The organism is uncultured Sulfitobacter sp., from assembly GCF_947500075.1.
GTDB lineage: Bacteria > Pseudomonadota > Alphaproteobacteria > Rhodobacterales > Rhodobacteraceae > Sulfitobacter.
Map to the genome: position 1 here is coordinate 211,072 of NZ_CANMQS010000001.1, position 17,263 is coordinate 228,334.

The 17,263-nt window shown below is 58.6% G+C and carries 20 protein-coding genes and 1 pseudogene; 13 read left to right on the forward strand and 8 right to left on the reverse strand.

The window, feature by feature from the left end:
• The first annotated feature begins 82 nt into the window (after nt 1-82).
• Together Q1A91_RS01080 and Q1A91_RS01085 are read left to right on the forward strand one after the other, a co-directional pair.
• Complete coding sequence (locus Q1A91_RS01080) at nt 83-1,054, forward strand: sterol desaturase family protein (protein ID WP_299871563.1); 972 nt, start codon at nt 83-85, stop codon at nt 1,052-1,054.
• 10 nt (nt 1,055-1,064) lie between these two features.
• Nucleotides 1,065-2,162, forward strand: a complete 1,098-nt coding sequence (locus tag Q1A91_RS01085) for an acyltransferase (RefSeq protein WP_299871565.1) — start codon at nt 1,065-1,067, stop codon at nt 2,160-2,162.
• 39 nt (nt 2,163-2,201) lie between these two features.
• Here the strand turns inward: Q1A91_RS01085 and rpsD are convergent, their stop codons facing one another.
• From rpsD to Q1A91_RS23670, 3 genes are all read right to left on the reverse strand, one after another.
• The gene (gene rpsD / locus Q1A91_RS01090; RefSeq protein ID WP_067286849.1) at nt 2,202-2,822 is read right to left on the reverse strand and encodes a 30S ribosomal protein S4; all 621 of its coding nucleotides are present in this window, start codon (nt 2,820-2,822) and stop codon (nt 2,202-2,204) included.
• Nucleotides 2,823-3,218: 396 nt separating this feature from the next.
• A complete protein-coding gene (locus Q1A91_RS01095) occupies nt 3,219-4,082 on the reverse strand; it encodes an MBL fold metallo-hydrolase (RefSeq protein WP_299871578.1) in 864 nt (287 codons plus the stop codon).
• A 107-nt stretch (nt 4,083-4,189) separates the two neighbouring features.
• Nucleotides 4,190-4,507 (reverse strand): hypothetical protein, encoded by a 318-nt coding sequence (locus Q1A91_RS23670; protein ID WP_367278621.1) that lies wholly within the window; start codon nt 4,505-4,507, stop codon nt 4,190-4,192.
• On the opposite strand from Q1A91_RS23670, the gene Q1A91_RS01100 reads away from it, so the two are divergent.
• On the forward strand, nt 4,451-4,687 hold the full coding sequence (locus tag Q1A91_RS01100) for a hypothetical protein (protein ID WP_299871581.1): 237 nt from the start codon (nt 4,451-4,453) through the stop codon (nt 4,685-4,687). The genes Q1A91_RS23670 and Q1A91_RS01100 overlap by 57 nt on opposite strands.
• 15 nt (nt 4,688-4,702) lie before the next feature.
• Here Q1A91_RS01100 and Q1A91_RS01105 read toward each other — a convergent pair whose 3' ends face one another.
• Genes Q1A91_RS01105 through Q1A91_RS01115 form a run of 3 tightly spaced genes read right to left on the reverse strand, consistent with a single transcriptional unit; the run spans nt 4,703 to nt 6,385 of the window.
• Complete coding sequence (locus Q1A91_RS01105) at nt 4,703-5,548, reverse strand: alpha/beta hydrolase (protein ID WP_299871584.1); 846 nt, start codon at nt 5,546-5,548, stop codon at nt 4,703-4,705.
• Between the two features lie 2 nt (nt 5,549-5,550).
• Nucleotides 5,551-6,009, reverse strand: coding sequence for a helix-turn-helix domain-containing protein (locus Q1A91_RS01110; protein WP_299871587.1), 459 nt, complete (start codon nt 6,007-6,009; stop codon nt 5,551-5,553).
• The gene (locus Q1A91_RS01115) at nt 5,999-6,385 is read right to left on the reverse strand and encodes a PaaI family thioesterase (protein WP_299871590.1); all 387 of its coding nucleotides are present in this window, start codon (nt 6,383-6,385) and stop codon (nt 5,999-6,001) included. Before Q1A91_RS01115 ends, Q1A91_RS01110 begins: the two co-directional genes overlap by 11 nt.
• A 72-nt stretch (nt 6,386-6,457) precedes the next feature.
• Here Q1A91_RS01115 and Q1A91_RS01120 point away from each other — a divergent pair, with 72 nt between their 5' ends.
• The 5 genes and pseudogenes from Q1A91_RS01120 (at nt 6,458) to Q1A91_RS01140 (ending at nt 10,798) form a co-directional block, all read left to right on the forward strand.
• Nucleotides 6,458-7,249: an enoyl-CoA hydratase/isomerase family protein gene (locus Q1A91_RS01120; protein WP_299871593.1), complete on the forward strand. Its 792-nt coding sequence runs from the start codon at nt 6,458-6,460 to the stop codon at nt 7,247-7,249.
• A gap of 13 nt (nt 7,250-7,262) precedes the next feature.
• A complete protein-coding gene (locus tag Q1A91_RS01125) occupies nt 7,263-7,742 on the forward strand; it encodes a hypothetical protein (protein ID WP_299871595.1) in 480 nt (159 codons plus the stop codon).
• 2 nt (nt 7,743-7,744) lie between these two features.
• The gene (locus Q1A91_RS01130; RefSeq protein WP_299871598.1) at nt 7,745-8,662 is read left to right on the forward strand and encodes an alpha/beta hydrolase; all 918 of its coding nucleotides are present in this window, start codon (nt 7,745-7,747) and stop codon (nt 8,660-8,662) included.
• Nucleotides 8,662-9,588, forward strand: coding sequence for an alpha/beta hydrolase fold domain-containing protein (locus Q1A91_RS01135; protein WP_299871601.1), 927 nt, complete (start codon nt 8,662-8,664; stop codon nt 9,586-9,588). The genes Q1A91_RS01130 and Q1A91_RS01135 overlap by 1 nt, the downstream gene beginning before the upstream one ends.
• Nucleotides 9,589-9,836: 248 nt before the next feature.
• Nucleotides 9,837-10,798, forward strand: a pseudogene (locus tag Q1A91_RS01140) (alpha/beta hydrolase).
• A 124-nt stretch (nt 10,799-10,922) separates the two neighbouring features.
• Here the strand turns inward: Q1A91_RS01140 and Q1A91_RS01145 are convergent.
• A complete protein-coding gene (locus Q1A91_RS01145) occupies nt 10,923-11,510 on the reverse strand; it encodes a DNA-3-methyladenine glycosylase I (protein WP_299871607.1) in 588 nt (195 codons plus the stop codon).
• Nucleotides 11,511-11,606: 96 nt separating this feature from the next.
• On the opposite strand from Q1A91_RS01145, the gene Q1A91_RS01150 reads away from it, so the two are divergent.
• The 5 genes from Q1A91_RS01150 to Q1A91_RS01170 all read left to right on the forward strand — a co-directional run bounded on the left by Q1A91_RS01150 (nt 11,607) and on the right by Q1A91_RS01170 (nt 17,048).
• Nucleotides 11,607-12,449, forward strand: coding sequence for an EAL domain-containing protein (locus Q1A91_RS01150; protein WP_299871610.1), 843 nt, complete (start codon nt 11,607-11,609; stop codon nt 12,447-12,449).
• A gap of 164 nt (nt 12,450-12,613) precedes the next feature.
• On the forward strand, nt 12,614-13,789 hold the full coding sequence (locus tag Q1A91_RS01155; RefSeq protein ID WP_299871613.1) for an acetyl-CoA C-acetyltransferase: 1,176 nt from the start codon (nt 12,614-12,616) through the stop codon (nt 13,787-13,789).
• Nucleotides 13,790-13,915: 126 nt separating this feature from the next.
• The gene (phbB, locus tag Q1A91_RS01160; RefSeq protein ID WP_299871616.1) at nt 13,916-14,638 is read left to right on the forward strand and encodes an acetoacetyl-CoA reductase; all 723 of its coding nucleotides are present in this window, start codon (nt 13,916-13,918) and stop codon (nt 14,636-14,638) included.
• Between the two features lie 614 nt (nt 14,639-15,252).
• The gene (locus Q1A91_RS01165; protein WP_299871619.1) at nt 15,253-16,191 is read left to right on the forward strand and encodes a transcriptional regulator GcvA; all 939 of its coding nucleotides are present in this window, start codon (nt 15,253-15,255) and stop codon (nt 16,189-16,191) included.
• Nucleotides 16,188-17,048 carry an EamA family transporter gene (locus Q1A91_RS01170; protein ID WP_299871622.1) on the forward strand — a complete coding sequence of 287 codons (861 nt, stop codon included), beginning with the start codon at nt 16,188-16,190 and terminating at the stop codon, nt 17,046-17,048. Before Q1A91_RS01165 ends, Q1A91_RS01170 begins: the two co-directional genes overlap by 4 nt.
• 2 nt (nt 17,049-17,050) lie before the next feature.
• Here the strand turns inward: Q1A91_RS01170 and Q1A91_RS01175 are convergent, their stop codons facing one another.
• Nucleotides 17,051-17,215 (reverse strand): YdcH family protein, encoded by a 165-nt coding sequence (locus tag Q1A91_RS01175; RefSeq protein ID WP_299871626.1) that lies wholly within the window; start codon nt 17,213-17,215, stop codon nt 17,051-17,053.
• Nucleotides 17,216-17,263 lie beyond the last annotated feature (48 nt).

Here is a 17,263-nt window from a genome sequence, read left to right on the forward strand (position 1 = left end):
CCATTTTGGCGCCCAATTCGCGGGTTAGACAATTGCCAAACAATCCCGCCCCCACAGGGCAATTGGTGCAGAGATCGAAACAATGGAAACACTTCTGGATACATTGTCCGCAGCCCTCGGCGGGCCAAGCAGCCGCCTGTGGCCGCTGTATCTGCCCGGTATGATCCTGCTGGCCTTCTACATCTACCGTAAGGAAAAGCGCTCCGGCTCATTCCTGCGGTGGCTGTTTCCTGCGCAGATGTACCTGCACAAGTCCCACATGGTCGACATCCAGCTCTTTGTGGTCAGTCGTGTGCTCAACCTCTTGGGATTGTTCCAGAAAATTGCGATCATGTCCGCCGTCAGCGCAGGCGTTGTCGGGCTGCTGGGCGGCACTTTCTCACCCGGTATGGACCTCAGTCCGTTCATGATCGGCCTGCTGCTTTTGCTGGCCAATGACTTCTCGACCTACTGGATCCACCGCGTCCATCACGAACACCCGACGCTCTGGCCGTTCCATGCCGTGCACCACTCGGCCGAGGTGATGACCCCCATCACCGTCTACCGCAAACACCCGATCTACGATGTCTTTGCGGCGCTGGTCAAAGGCGTGGTCGTCGGCGGGGTGCAAGGCCTGCTCCTGTCGCTTTTTGTGTCAGAAATCAGCATCCCCCTGCTGCTGGGCGTCAACGCCTTCTACATGATCTTCAACGCCTTCGCCGCCAATCTGCGCCACAGCCATGTCTGGCTCAGCTTTGGCCGGGTGATGGAGCACATCTTCATCTCACCCGCCCAGCATCAGGTGCATCACTCCATCGAACTGAAACACTACAACAAGAACTACGGTGAAGTGCTGGCGATCTGGGACTGGATGTTCGGCACGCTCTACATCTGCGCCGAACGCGAGGACATCGCCTTTGGCCTGGGCGACAAGGACGGCAACCGCATCGCACAACCCCACGACAGTCTGCGCACCGCGCTGATGGTGCCCATCCGCCAGTCGCTGGCCACATTGCGCCGCAAACCCGCCAAGCAGCCTGATCCCGACCCCGCCCCGGTCACCCCGGCGGAGTAGGCGTGCCGCGATGAACAAGGGTTTTTCCAACTACCTCGACGTGCTGCGCTTCGGCGCGGCTTTCGCGGTTTTGATCTCCCACTTCGCCTACCCGCGCTTCACGGAAGGCCGCCACATCTGGGTGCGCGAGTTGAACCTCGGTTCGGACGCGGTAGTGCTGTTCTTTGTGCTCTCCGGGCTGGTCATTGCCTTTGTGGCGCAAACCAAGGACCACGGGTTCAGATCCTTCGCCTTCAACCGCGCCACGCGCATCCTGTCGGTGGCCATCCCCGCCCTGATCCTCGGCTATGCGCTGGACCGCACCGGCGCCGCCCTGTTCCCGGCCTTCTATGACAGCCTGTTCTACAACCCCCTGCCCCTCGCCGAACACCTCGCCCGCGGGCTCAGCTTCACCTCCGAGTGGGGCGGCATGCAGACCCGGCTGGGCAGCAACGGCCCCTATTGGTCATTGAGCTACGAGGTCGCCTATTACGCGCTCTTCGCCATCGCCTGGTATCTGACAGGCGCGCTGCGCACCGTGCTGCTGGCGCTGGGGGTGTGGCTGGTCGGTCTCAACATCCTGCTCTTGATGCCCGCGTGGTTGATGGGCGTCTGGGTATGGCGCTGTCTGGACCGGGGCCTGATGCCCCGGCAACGTCTCATCCCCTATCTGGTCTTCGGCCTGCCCCTCGCCTACGTCGGCGCGCAGATCACAGGTCTGCCGGAGGGGTTGCGCATGCTGACCTCGATGGCACTGCCTCTGGACACCCTCAACACCCTGCGGTTCTCCGACGAGTTTCTGTGGAACAACCTGCTGGCTGTTGGCTTTGCCCTGCACCTTCTGGGCGTCGCCGCCCTGACCCGCCGCCGCGCCGCCAGACCTGCGGGTCGCCTGATCCCTTGGCTGGCAGGCGGCAGCTTCTCCCTCTACCTTTTCCACTACCCGCTGCTGCAATTCCTCGGCCCCGCCCTGCCGGGCACGGGCACAGCACTGCTGGACGACGCTCTGCTGCTGGGGCTGGTCACGCTGACCTGCTACGCCTTCGCGGGTGTGTTTGAACGCACCCTCAAGGACCAGCGTGCATGGCTGCTGTCCCGCACAGCAGAAACGAAAAAAGCCCCGTCGTAACGACAGGGCTTTCCATGAATTTCAGTGTCGTGGCGAAGCTTAGTTCTTCGCGTAGAATTCCACGACGAGGTTTGGTTCCATCATCACCGGGTACGGCACATCGCCCAGACCGGGGGTGCGCACAAAAGTCGCGGTCATCTTGGAGTGGTCGGCCTCGATGTAATCCGGCACGTCACGCTCTGCCAGCTGTGTGGCTTCGAGCAATGCAACCATCTGCTTGGAACGGTCACGCACTTCCACAACGTCGCCTTCCTTGACGCGGTAGGAGGGGATGTTCACTTTCTTGCCGTTCACACGGACGTGGCCGTGGTTCACAAACTGGCGTGCGGCAAAAACTGTGGCCACGAACTTGGCGCGGTACACAACCGCGTCCAGACGACGCTCCAGCAGACCGATCAGGTTTTCACCGGTATCGCCCTTCACCCGCTCCGCTTCGCCGTAGATGCGGCGGAACTGCTTTTCGGTCAGGTCGCCGTAGTAGCCCTTGAGCTTCTGCTTGGCGCGCAGCTGGATACCGAAGTCGGAAAGTTTGCCTTTACGGCGCTGACCGTGCTGGCCGGGGCCATATTCGCGGCGGTTGACGGGGGACTTTGGACGGCCCCAGATGTTTTCGCCCATGCGGCGGTCGAGTTTGTGCTTGGCAGCGGTGCGTTTGGTCACGGCTGTTCTCCTTCATTACAATTTTAGCGAGTTGCCCATGGGCAATTTTGCTATTCGAAGGGCGTTGTCCTCTGGAATGATTCCCGACAGGCATCCCCTTGCGGGGGCCACCAACACCAATGAAAGCGCGGCTTTACGGGGGATTGGGGAGGGAGTCAATGGGTGTGTTTGGGAGATGTGGAGGGCGGTCGTGTTTGATCCCAAAGCGAACATGATGATTCCGCTCTGGATGTGCTCAAAACACAGGATTTTCCGCATCTGTTTATCCATGCGAGAGGCGGCGCAGCGAGAGAACAGGCTCTTCGTTCACAGTTTGACATGGAAGACGCGCCAACGGTCAACTTTCAGAAAGTCTGGTCTTTTGGTTTGCCAACCGGAGGGTGAAACCCTCAATCATCAACCACCATCGGCTTCATCCAACTTCAGGGAGACAGCACCGACAATGAGCGTCGATGGGTTCTTGTGGGACGGAAACGCAGCCATCATTTTAGCAATGAATTCAGGGGTTGAGGGTTTCTCTGCCAAGAAGTGATTGGCCTGACGCAAATAGGCGATCGTTTCTTCTATGGCGTGGATGCCGTTCTCTGCATCCGGGGTCCGGTGAGATGCCACAACAATCTGCGGCTTCAGATCAAGCAAATCTGTGAGCGTTTGAATCCAGGCCAAGCGCTTGTCATGATCACTGTCAATCAAGGTCGGGTGTACCTGATTGTAAGCAATGTCCCCTACAATGATTGCTCCAAGGCTGGGGACATGCACGTAGCTTGATCGCGTTATGTCTGATTGGCCGACTTCAACAGCCGTGATCTTGTGACCTTCGATGTCAAGAGTTCCGTCGGTAAGCTCAGGCACAACAATCGTCTGTACGATATCTTCCGAAAAGAGCGATGCCCACATCGCGCGATCGCGTCCCGTTTCCTTCTCTTCCTCAATGAATTCTATCGTTGATTTTGTAGCGACAAGGGATGCTTCAGGGAAATGCTCCAAAACGATCGAGGCCCCAATATAGTGATCAAAGTGGCCGTGCGTGATGTAGATTGTGCGCGGCCGCTTGCCCGACGCCTTTATCCAGTCAACCAGGCGCTCCGAATCCTTCAGAGTGGGAACAGCATCGACAAGGACCGCATCCTCGTCCCCGGAAATCAGCGTTGCGGTCGAGTACGGCCAAGTCCAACCCCCTTCAGGGGTCTCTGGCCCGGACGGCATGTTCAAGGCGTACTGGGGGATGTCAAATGTTTGGATTGCGAGTTGTTGTGTCATGTTTGGTTCCCTCTAGTGTTGATTTGTTCGGTCGCGCTACCCGCAAGCTCAATCGCCCTTGGCAGGGTTGTCATTGCTGGTCTGTCCTCTCACACGGATGCTCAAGTTCATCGAAGTCCCCTCAAGACTGCCGACGTAAACGCCCATTGGCTGTTGAGGTATCCGGTATGCCTGGGCAGGTTGTCTTCGATCTCACTGACACGTCTGTGACAGAACATGTGGAACGCGGGTGCCGGTGCGCGCTCTTGAGACCGCAGCGTTTGCGCAGGGATAACGATCAACTTCGGAAACAGTGGAAGGCTGATTTTCTCAACAGCCACACCGCCGCAGTCAGCGCATTTGCCCCGGCTCAAAACGGGGGGCCACTGATGAAACTGAAAGTCGATGCTGGTCTCAGGCTCCAGCGCAACGCTGCCGGAGCGCATTACCAATATGTCCCCATAGTCAGCCTGATTGTAAGCCTGACACGTCTCGCAATGGCAGAAAGCTCGAAACAATGGCGCGCCGTGAATGGTGTATTGCACGCTTCCACAAACGCATCCCCCCTTCCCTATGAATTGAGTGGAGGTCTGATCACGAGAGGTCTGCATAAGGCCTCCTCATGAAGAAACCTGGCATCCTCATTCGCTCAGGAACGCCAGAGATTCTTCCACGAACTGGTCGTGATACTGGAAGATCCCGCCGTGGCCTGCGTCCTTGTAGAGGGATAAACGTGCGTTTGGGATCCCGAGCATCAGATGCGCGGAGTTTACACTGGGCACCATAATGTCATGTTCACCATTCGCGACGAATGTCGGCATGGCAATGCGGCTGAGGTCAGGCGGCGCGCTGCTGGCGTATTCCGCAATTGCGGCGAGTTGAGCGCGGAAAGACTTGATTGAGACTTTCCTGACCCGTCCGGTTTTCTTTTCGCTCAAGCGAGAAAGGAATCTGCGCGCCGCGCGCTTGCCGTTCTCAGTGCGGGTGAAGAACAGGAAAACGCGAATATCGGTGAACGTCAGAAGGCTGCGCAGTTGATTGCGATAGGCCTGACCCGGAATGTTGCGGATGCCGATCCCGCCCCTTGGACCGATACCACCCAAAATGATTTTTTGAGCGAGTTCGGGTTCTTTGAAGACGATGTCCTGAACGACGGCGCCCCCAAGGGAGAACCCAAGCATGTAGACTTGCGCGAGGCCCAGCGCCTTGATGAACGCAATGCCGTCATCCGCCATGCCCGCGACCGTTTGCGGGGTGGCACCTTCGGAGCCACCAATTCCGCGATTGTCGAAGGTGAGGACCTGGTGCTGCGCCGCCAGCCCGTCAACGACCGATGGGTCCCAATCGTCAATTGTGCCCGCAAGATGATTGAACATCACGATCGGGACACCCGATTTCGGACCGATGGTCCGATAAGCAAACCTTGTTCCGTTCACAGAAAGAAACTGGGTTTCTGCATCGACATAGCGGGAGGTTTGCGCGTTCATTTTTATGAATTGTCCCTGGTGAGCGTTTCGGTGACGGCCGCAATGAACGAAGCCTTGTCATCCTTGATGTCTTGGATGCGGTTGCGCAGTTCGTCCGTGAGATCCAAATGCGCGTCGGACCATATGTAGATTTCTGCCATGATTGGGAGCAGACCGATCCCTTTTGGGGTGAGCCTGTAGGCAGAGCCTGATCTGGTTTGGGTCGAGTTGGACTGTTCGATGATGCCCTTTTCGGTCAGCATCTTGAGCCGGTCCGCGAGGATATTCGTCGATATCCCCTCCTCAGATTTCAGAAAATCGCCATAGGTGCGTTTTCCCACAAACATCATGTCCCTGATGATGAGAAGGGTCCATTTGTCCCCCCAGATTTCCAATGAAAGGTTGATGGGGCACCTCGATCGATTGCCTTGTTTCATTGATATTCCCCCTGATTGTTCCTGCGGCTGCACGTCATGACGCAATATGGGTCGTCGTCATGTCGAGCAATATCTTGCCATTATCGGAGGAGACTGTTGTGCGCACTGTCGAAACGGTTCGACCCTTCTTCACGAACACTGCCTTTGCATGAAGTGCGCCTTCCCGGCTGTTGGACAACATATTGGCGTTCAGGGTGATGGCCAAAGGGAAGCCCTTCATGCCAGGCGTCGGGTGTTCGCCTTGAAGCGCCAGCGTTGTCGCAACGACATCCGCGAACCAGATCATCGCACCCGCGTGCACAGTGCCAAAAGGGTTTTGGATCCCATCTTGGATCTGCATGCAGCCCGTCGCTTCACTCTCTGAAACGAACGAAACATCAAATTCGATGGATCCTTTCAGGCTGGCAGCTTGCTGTGACATATTTTCCGGCTCTCTTCTATCAGAACTTGCGTTTTGCAAGTACCAAGATTTGAAACAAAATGGAGAGGGTGAATGTCCGCAGTGAGCTACACCCACGACAATGGCATTGCCACTATTGTCCTGAACAATCCTCCTCAGAACCGGCTGAGCGACGCGTTGGTGAAGGGCCTGACCGAAGCGATAGCAGACCTTGCTGGTCGCAACGACACGCGGGTGGTCTTGTTCCGCGCGGAAGGCCCCGACTTCAGCTTTGGGGGCGACTTTCCTGCCTGGGAAGGTGTCGCGGCAGAAGACTTCTCGAAAATGATTGAGCAGGGCCTCCAGCTGATGGACCTGTTCGAGGCCCTGCCCGTCCCAATCATCATGGCGGTGCAGGGGAACTGTAGCGGTGGTGGCTTCGAAATCGCCCTGCGTGGAGACATCATTATCGCGTCGGACGACGCCCGCTTCAGCCATTCCGAGGCATCAATGGGCGTCTTCACTTTTCTCGGTGGCGTTCAACGCGTGGCGGAGCGGGTTGGACGCACCCGCGCCATTCAATGGGCCATGACCTGCGAGAAGGTCGGGGCCCAATATGCACAGGACTGTGGCCTGATAAATGAAGTGGTGCCTTTAGCTGACTTGAACGATGCGGCCCTAAAGTGGGCGGAAAAACTGGGAACGGGGGCGACCCGTGCCCATGGCGCACACAAAGCGTTGTTGCGGGCCTGGGCCAGCGGCGGCATCGAAGCCGCGGATGCAATTATCCCGGCAATGGCCGGTGAAATCCTTCATTCAGCGGATCTCCAAACAAATCTCAAAACCTTCATTGACGCCTATCGCGCAGGCCGCGAGCGCCCAAAGCTAGAATTCCAAGGAAAGTAAGGGAGAAAGCACTATGTCGTTTGATCGCGCCGCTATCGAAGAAGAAGTCCGTCACTGGTTTTTTGACGTTTATTTCAATCACTGGGTCGAGGTTGGGGCCGGCATTCGCAAGGAGGGCCCCGAGTTCATCCTGCAATACTGGGGCACCCCAATGTTTGTCACGGCGACTGAGCCGATGATTTCAGGTTGGATGATGGAAGGCCAGCAGATCGTTGATTTTCTGTCCATGCAGCACGAGGCGCTTGTGGCAGGCGGATACAGTCATACAGAGATCCCGGAGCAAAAGATCTTTGTGTACAACCCGAATGGCGCCTCGATTGAAGTGATCTGGTCGCGGCAAGCTGCGGATAACACCGAAATCCAACGTTGGGTCGTGCACTTTGAGTGCGTCCGCGTGGACGGTGTTTGGAAAGTCGTCGGCATCCAATCCTCAAAAACCGAAAAGGCGATGGACAAGAACTCTATCGATGCCGCCTGGCGACAGGGTGCATAGACGTGGCTGGTACAGATGACGCCCCGATCGTTTATCCCGCGCTGATCCTGCCTGATACGGTTGAGCGGCAGTGCATCACCCTATGGGCACGCGGTGTTGCGCTGGATGGAGATATCTACCGCCCCAAATCGCGCGCAGTTGACCAGAAAATCCCTGCCGTTGTCTTGAGCCACGGCATTGGCGGCGACAAGGAAACCACGTCCCGATATGCCGCGCTCTTTGCGTCTTCGGGAATGGTCGCATTGACATTCACCCACTCCAGTTGGGGAAACTCGCGCGGCCCGCTTCTCCCAACGGGATCGAAACCGGAGCCACATGATGCTGCGGATCACAGCGTAACGGCACAAGAAGTGCGCAATCTCCTCGACCCGCTTGATTGGGTCGACAGCTTTCGCGCAGCAATTGACTACATAGAAGGCGAGCCGGGTGTTGATACCGCCCGCATCGGCGCCTGGGGCACTAGCTATGGTGGCGGTACAGCACTCTACGCCGCAGCAGTTGACAAACGGATCAAAGCGCTGAGTGTGCAGGTCCCGGCCATCTTCAACCTACCCGAGGTTTTTGCTAACAAAGCTCGTCAGCGTGCAATTCAAATTGCGCGTGGTGAGTTTGACGCGATTCCTCAAAGCCAAGATCAGCTTCCCGGCCTGAAGGGCACGCCACATTTTGCTCGAATGGCACAATACCACGTCGGCGATATGGTGGACTTCGTCGATGTCCCGTGTCTGATCCTCGATGCCGAAAATGAGGAGATGTTCGATGTCACGCAAAGCGGCGGCCGTGCCCACGCAAAACTGAAAGAGCGCGGTGTCGAAACCTGTTACGAAGTGCTGCCGAACATCGACCATTACGGGATATATTTTGGTGGATTTGAGCGCGGAAGCACGTTGGCCAATGACTGGTTTGCAAAGCATCTGTAATGCGGGCAAGCGATCTCCACCCTGAAGTTCGAAATGCCATTCGATGGACGCCGAGGATTCCTTTCGCGCATCCAGTCCTCTTTGGACTGTCTCGCCGGCTCTACAACATCGGGTCATCCTCGAAGTTGCCCAAAGGTGTATCGGCTCACAGGGAAACACTTGTCGGCGTCGAGGTTCTGGTCATACGGCCAGAAACACCCGTAAGTGATGCAGCCATACTCTGGATGTTTGGCGGCGGGCATTGGGCCGGAAAACCGGAACACCTGAACGCGACGGCCGGACGCGCCGCACGTGATCTCGGAGTCACTGTGTTTGTCCCTGACTATCGCCTCGCGCCTGAACACCCTTTTCCCGCCGACCTCGATGATTGCTACACCGTCTGGCAATGGCTTGTGTCAAATGGCCATACCCGGGGCATCGATCCGTCGCGCATGGCACTGGCGGGGCATAGCGCGGGAGGCGGCATAGCGGCAGCGCTTGCGCAGCGCATTCTGGACAATGGTGGAACACAGCCCGTTGCCCAATGCCTCTACTACCCGATGCTGGACGACAGACCATCCGCAGACAGAAGTCTGGACAAGCCCAATCATTTCGTCTGGAACAACAAAGCGGATTACCAGTCGTGGCGTGCCTACCTGAAACCCAATCAACCAAATGCGCAGGTTCTGCCCGCCTATGCCGCGCCCGCACGTCGCCTGGATCTGTCCGGGCTGCCGACAACCTGGATCGGAATGTGCGCACTGGATCTGTTTCACCCGCAATATGCCACTTATGCCAAGCGTCTCAATGCAGATGGGGTTTCCTGCGAAATCTATGAGGTCCCCGGCGTACCGCACGCGTTTGAGGTTTTTAGTCCAAAGGCCTCCATCGCGCGGAGCTTCGAGAGTGCCGCCATTGGCTTTTTGCAAAGGGTTCTTCGGTGCTGAAAACGCGGAGCCGTGTCATAGGGAAGGTTTGCTATCCATTGCGGACGCGCGCTCAGGCAAAACCAATCTCCCGACTTGGCGTGCCAGCCGTGAGAAAGTTGGACCAAGGGATGTCACGCCTGAAGGCTGGGGTCACGTTGATGGTGTGTCTTCTATGCCTCGTGACAAGCGGATGCTCTTCCAGACTTGGCCAGGAAGAGCTGACAGTCCGTCAGAATGCCCCGCCGGAAGCCAACGAGCACAGTTTGATGATAGTCACCACGCGGGGCCGTTCCCAGACGCGGGCGGCCTTGTTCTCGCGAGAGAGATCGACCCGGACTGACTATGCAAAAGCGTTGATTTCTCTGCCCTCCGAACATGCGGATGGACGGCCCGGCGCAGCGTCAAACAATCCAGATGGTCGACAAAGGCAAGTCACGGTCCGCGAAACGGACTATTTTGAGAGTGATGACGCCTTTCTGTCAGAGTTGAACACCCGCGCACAGCGTCTTTCGGACGATAACCGGGAAGTCATCCTGTTTGTCCATGGTTACAACACACGTTTTCCAGAAGCGGTTTATCGGTTTGCACAGTTTTTTCATGACCTGGACCAACCTGCGGTGCCGGTTCTGTTTTCCTGGGCATCAGGCGGACGCTTGAGAGACTACATCTACGATCTCAACAGCGCAGCGATTGCCCGAGATGCGCTGGCAAAGACACTTGTTGAGTTGTCCGAATCCTCCGTTGACCGCATCAGTATCGTCGCGCACTCCATGGGAAGCTGGCTGTTCATGGAAACGATGCGCCAACTTCCAAGGCACGAACTGCGTCAGATAGCGGGCAAACTGGAAACAGTTGTTCTCGCAGCTCCGGACATTGATGTGATGCCTTTAAGGCTTCGCTGAGAAAGATTGGGCGGCCACCGGTGCTCTACTTTGTGATTGTGTCCCAGGATGATCAAGCACTCCGCCTCTCTCGGATACTTGCGGGAGGAATCGAACGCGTTGGCGCCTATTCGAATGACGACGAGTTGGTCGAGCTTGGTGCCATTGTCATCGATGCAACAGATCTTGAGGATGGCAATTTTGTGAATCACACCAAATTTGCTGGATTGGCGAGGCACGCGGCACGCATTCAGCAGGTGCTTGTCACAGATCATCTAGACAAGGACACAGGCCCTGTCGCGACGATCCCCGTGTTAGGCGGAGTTCTTTCAATAACCGGCGGATAGGGGCCATGTGCAAACACCGCCTCACCATCGGCCTTCGCCAAGGTCGATGGTGAGCACATTCTAGCAGATCTCAGTTACAGAAGGGTCGGCCTCCGCCGCACAGCAGCCCCCTGCCCTTCTCCCGTCACCGCCCCAACCCCGCACAAACCTCCCGCTGCGGGCACCCCGTCAAATGATCATTGATCAACCCGCAGGCCTGCATCCACGCATAGACAATCGTCGGGCCGCAGAACTTGAAGCCCTCTTTCTTGAGATCCTTCGACACTTGCTCAGACAGCGCCGTCTTGGCAGGCACATCCGCCAGCGTTGGCCAGGCATTCTGCAACGGCGTGCCCCCGACATAGTCCCACATGAACCGATCAAATCCCACGCGCTGCTCCACCTTCTGCCAGGCGCGGGCGTTCACGATTGTCGCTTCGATCTTGCCCCGGTGACGGATGATCCCCTCGTCCTGCAACAGACGCAGCACCTCCGCCTCCCCCCAGCCGGCAATCACATTGGGATCGAACCCCTCAAACGCCGCGCGGAAATTGTCGCGTTTTTTCAGGATCGTGATCCAGCTCAACCCCGCCTGAAAGCCATCGAGGATCAGCTTTTCCCACAGCGCGCGGCTGTCATATTCGGGCACACCCCATTCGGTGTCGTGATAGGCGACATAAATCGGTTCTGACCCGGCCCAGCCGCAGCGCCCGCTTGTCTCATCCGCCTGCATACCAATCCCTTCCAATGCGCGACAAATCCACGCTTTAAGCCCCTGTTATCGCCTGCTGGTGCACTCAGGCTCCGCCATCATTGAAGGGATGCTGCCATGCTGCGCAACACAAAACGACGTTTCGCTGATCTGCCGCCGGGCGCGGACAGCCCGCTGAACGCGGCAGTGGCCCAGCGCGACAAGGATGTCTTGCAGATGGTGGAAGAGGCCGTGGCCCACAACCAGACGCTGATGGCCTACCAGCCCATTATGACCGCCGGTGATCAAAGCCAGACCGCCTTTTACGAAGGCTTGATCCGCATTCTGGATCCCACCGGCCGCGTGATCCCGGCCCGGGATTTCATCACCGTGGTCGAAGACACGGAACTGGGGCGCAAGATCGACACACTCGCCCTGCGCATGGGCACAGCGGCCCTGTCGGCACATCCGCGGCTGCGGCTGTCGATCAACATGTCAGCGCGGTCCATCGGGTTCAAACCCTGGCGCACCCTGCTGAACCGGGCGATCAAACGCGACCCGACGCTAGCGGAGCGTCTGATTTTCGAGATCTCGGAAGCCTCCACCATGCTGCTGCCGGAACTGGTGGCGGATTTCATGGGCGAATATCAGAAATGGGGCGTCTGTTTTGCGATGGATCGTTTCGGCTCCGGGCACATGGCGATCCGGTATTTCCGGGATTTCTTCTTCGACGTCCTGAAAATTGACGGGCAGTTCATCCGGGGCATCTCAACCAATGCGGATAATCAGGTGATCACCTCTGCCCTGCTGGCGATGGCGCGGGAATTTGACCTGATCACCGTGGCCGAAAACGTGGAGACCGACGCAGATGCGCGGCTGGTCACCAGGCTTGGGGTCGACTGCCTGCAAGGGTATTACTTCAGTGCCCCCACCACGCAGCCCGGCTGGGCACAGCCGCAACAGCAGACCCGCGCGGGGTGACACCCGCCGGAGAAACGGCATCTGTTTGCGCTTGCAGAAACGGGTGAGTTGCCCGAAGGGAAGCCATAAGGTATAGCGCCCTCAGAAGGTGGGGGAGTCGCGGGAGCCATCGATTGGGGCCTGCGCTGTATGTTCCTCGCCAGTGACAAAGAGGACCCCCATCCATGACCAATGTCGTCATCGCATCCGCCGCCCGGACCCCTGTAGGCAGCTTCGGCGGATCATTCGCATCCGTCCCCGCCCATGACCTTGGCGCCGCCGTTCTGAAGGAACTGGTGGCACGCGCAGGCGTCGATGCGGGCGAAGTGTCCGAAACCATTCTGGGTCAGGTTCTGACCGCAGCGCAAGGTCAAAACCCTGCCCGTCAGGCGCATATCAATGCAGGTCTGCCGCAGGAAAGTGCGGCATGGTCGATCAACCAGGTCTGCGGCTCCGGTCTGCGCGCCGTGGCTTTGGGTGCTCAACACATCCAGTTGGGCGATGCGAGCATCGTGGCAGCGGGTGGTCAGGAAAACATGACCATGTCCCCCCACGCACAAAACCTGCGCCCCGGTCAGAAAATGGGTGATTTGCAGTTCATCGACACGATGATCCGCGACGGGTTGTGGGATGCGTTCAACGGCTACCACATGGGTCAGACAGCTGAAAACGTTGCAGAGAAATGGCAGATCAGCCGCGACCAGCAGGACGAATTTGCGGTCGGCTCGCAAAACAAGGCCGAAGCTGCGCAAAAAGCGGGTAAGTTCGCCGATGAGATCGTGGCCTACACCGTCAAGGGCCGCAAAGGCGACACGGTTGTGGATCAGGACGAATACATCCGCCATGGCGCGACGATGGAAGCGATGCAGAAACTGCGTCCTGCGTTTACCAAGGACGGGTCTGTCACGGCTGCCAACGCCTCTGGCCTGAATGACGGTGCGGCAGGCGCGCTGCTGATGAGCGCGGATGACGCCGAGAAGCGCGGCATTGAGCCGCTGGCGCGGATCGCGTCCTATGCGACCGCCGGTCTGGACCCTTCCATCATGGGCGTGGGCCCGATCTATGCCTCCCGCAAGGCGCTGGAAAAAGCCGGCTGGAAGGCCGAGGATCTGGATCTGGTCGAAGCCAACGAAGCCTTTGCCGCGCAGGCCTGTGCGGTCAACAAGGACATGGGCTGGGATCCGGCGATCGTGAACGTGAACGGCGGTGCGATCGCCATCGGTCACCCGATTGGCGCCTCCGGTGCCCGTATCCTCAACACGCTGCTGTTTGAAATGCAGCGACGCGGTGCCAAGAAGGGTCTGGCGACCCTGTGTATCGGTGGCGGCATGGGCGTTGCCATGTGCCTTGAGCGTCCGTAACCAACCGTAGGGTGCGTATTCACTGCGCACCTTCACCCCCTTTCCCAAATACCCCACGTAATATTGTTGCGCTGACTTCGCGTCCCGCGTAATGAATGACAACGTCAATTGAACTGGAGAATTCACATGTCCCGCGTCGCACTCGTCACCGGAGGCAGCCGAGGCATCGGCGCCGCCATTTCCAAGGAACTCAAAGAAGCAGGCTATACCGTTGCGGCCACCTATGCCGGCAACGACGAAGCCGCCGCCGCCTTTACCGAAGAGACCGGCATCAAGACCTACAAATGGAACGTGGCGGACTATGACAGTTCCACCGCAGGCATTGCGCAGGTCGAAAGCGATCTGGGCCCTATCGAAGTGGTCGTGGCCAATGCCGGCATCACCCGTGACGCACCGTTCCACAAGATGACGCCAGAGCAATGGCATCAGGTGATCGACACCAACCTCACCGGCGTGTTCAACACCATCCACCCGATCTGGCCCGGCATGCGCGAGCGCAAGTTCGGCCGCATCGTGGTCATCTCCTCCATCAACGGCCAGAAGGGCCAGTTTGCGCAAGTGAACTACGCCGCGACCAAGGCGGGCGATCTGGGGATCGTGAAATCGCTGGCGCAGGAAGGCGCGCGGGCCAACATCACGGCCAACGCCATCTGCCCCGGCTATATCGGGACGGACATGGTGATGGCGGTGCCGGAGAAGGTCCGCGAGAGCATCATCGCGCAGATCCCCGCCGGGCGTCTGGGTGAGCCGGAAGAGATTGCGCGGGCGGTCAAATTCCTCGTGGCGGATGATGCGGGCTTTATCAACGGCTCCACCATCTCAGCCAACGGCGCGCAGTTCTTCGTGTAAAATCTGGGCGCGTCCGTTTGTGCGGGCGCGCCTGTGGCTCTTGGTGGTCCAAAACAGATTTTGATGAGGGCCAGCCCTCATGCTCCCGGGTTTTTTGAACCATTTGGAAGGGGCTTGCGAGGGCTGTGGTTCATTTGGATCTTGTGCTTTTCGGCGACGCAATCAGGGCAGTTTAAAACCAAAGGCCGGCTCAAACGAGCCGGCCTTATGCATGTCGTAAGAAGGGAGCGACCCTTCAGCGGCGCGCAGAACGGACCAACCAGTTCCAGGCCGTGGAGAGGGCTTCGCTGCGGTCGGCATGGGCTTTCTTCATGGCGTCGCGGGCGGCGGGGTTTGTTGTGGCCTCGATCATGGGGGGCTCCTTTGGGAAAAAGTGTTTAGCGGCGCGGGCTGTTGAACAACCAATGCCAGGCGGTGCTGAGCGCGGCACTCCGTTCGGCGTGGGCTTTTTTCATGGCGGCCTGGGCGGCGGGGTTTGTTGTGGCTTCGAACATGGGTGTCTCTCCTCGATGATGCTGCATGAGTGTTTCTGAATTGAGACATATATGGACCTTGTGCAGATTGCTGACAAACGAGACTTTTCAACGCTTCAGTTAAGTTATACTTAAGTGACTATGTCCTTACCCCTGCCCCCCTTGACCGCCCTGCGTGCCTTTGATGCCGCCGCCCGCCATATGTCGTTTGCCAAGGCGGCGGCGGAATTGAGCGTGACCCCTGCGGCGTTGAGCTTTCAGATCAAATCGCTGGAGGCGCATCTGGGCGCACCGCTGTTTCGTCGGCTCAACCGCGCGGTGGAGCTGACGGATGCGGGCCGCGCGCTGGCGCCGGATGCGCAGGCGGGGTTTGAAACCCTGACCAATGGCTGGCGTGCCGCACAGCGCACGCAGGACCATCAGTCGCTTACCGTCACCGCAGGCCCGGCGTTTACTGCCAAGTGGCTGGCCCCGCGTCTGTATGATTTCGCGCAGGAACACCCGGAGATTGAGCTGCGCTTTTCTGCCTCGCTCAGACGGATGGATTTCATGCGCGACGACATTGATGTGGCCATCCGCTTTGGCTACGGGCCTGATCCGGGGCTCTATTCCCTGCCTTTGGCGAAGGAATGGGTCACCCCGGTGATGTTGCCGGAGATGGCCGCGCGGTTTCCAACACCCGAAAGTCTGGTGGACGCGGTTCTGATCATCGACGAATCCATTGATTTTCTGGATCCGCCCACGGATTGGGCGGCGTGGGCGCGGGGCATCGGGATTGCGCCGCTTGTCCCCGCTGGCCCGCGGTTTTCACAGGCCGATCACGCCATGGATGCCGCACTGGCCGGCATTGGCGTGGCGCTGGGACGGCGCGCGCTGGTGATCAAGGATCTGGCGGAGGGGCGGCTGGTCGCCCCTTACGGCAAGGCGCTGCAAACCGGGGCAAGGTTCCGGTTTCTGTGTCCCGAAGGCGCAGAAACGCGCCCGCAGATCGCCGCGTTTCAGGAATGGATCTTGCGGGAGATCGACAAAACCGCCCATATCGCAGATGCGTTTGAGATGATCGGCAGGGCAGAACCATGACACGACACCGCGCCACCACCATTGGATTTGTCGCTGTGCTGCTTTGGGCTTTGCTGGCGCTGTTTACCGTGGGCAGCGCACCAACGCCGCCGTTTCTGCTGAATACGTTGTGTTTTGCGCTTGGCGGCACGTTGGGGCTGATCTGGGCGGCGCGCACGGGCGCGCTGCGGGGGTTGAGGCAGGTGCCGCTGCGGGTCTATGTCTTCGGCACACTTGGTCTCTTTGGCTATCACGCGCTCTATTTCTCAGCCCTCAGGCTGGCGCCTGCGGCACAGGCCGGGTTGATTGCCTACCTCTGGCCGCTGCTGATCGTGGTCTTTTCCGGCCTGCTGCCCGGAGAGCAGCTGCGCCGGGGGCATATCATCGGAGCAGTCATGGGGTTTGCCGGGGCGGCGCTGATCATCACGGGGGGCGGCGCGGGGTTTGAGGGACAATATCTGGCGGGCTACGGTCTGGCGCTTCTGTGTGCGCTGACGTGGTCCGGCTATTCGGTGCTGTCACGGCGTGTGGGCGATGCGCCAACGGCATCGGTCGCGGTGTTCTGTCTGGCGACGGCGGCGCTGTCCCTGCCATTACATCTGATGTTTGAAGAGACGGTTCTGCCCACGACACCCCTTGGGTGGGCGGCGATTGCGGGTCTTGGCATCGGCCCGGTGGGACTGGCGTTCTTTGTCTGGGATATCGGCGTCAAACACGGGGACATCCAACTGCTCGGCACGTCCTCTTACGCAGCACCGCTGTTGTCCACACTGGTGCTGGTCATCGCCGGAGTGGCCGCCCCCGGCATGGTGTTGCTATGGGCGGCGCTGTTGATTACTGGCGGCGCGCTGGCCGCGGCACGCGCCAGTTGGTCTTAGGGCTAACTGGAAAGGCGCATAATCTCCTCTTTCAAGCGCAGCTTTTCCTTTTTCATCGTCGCAACTTCCAGATCGTCAATCCCGGGTGCACGTTGTGCGGATTCGACTGCTTCGCTCATTTCCCGGTGTTTCTTTTTCAGCGTCTCCAGATGCGCGTTGAGAGCCATATATTCCTCCATTTGTGAAACGTCAGGTCTTGATAGGACCACAGAAAA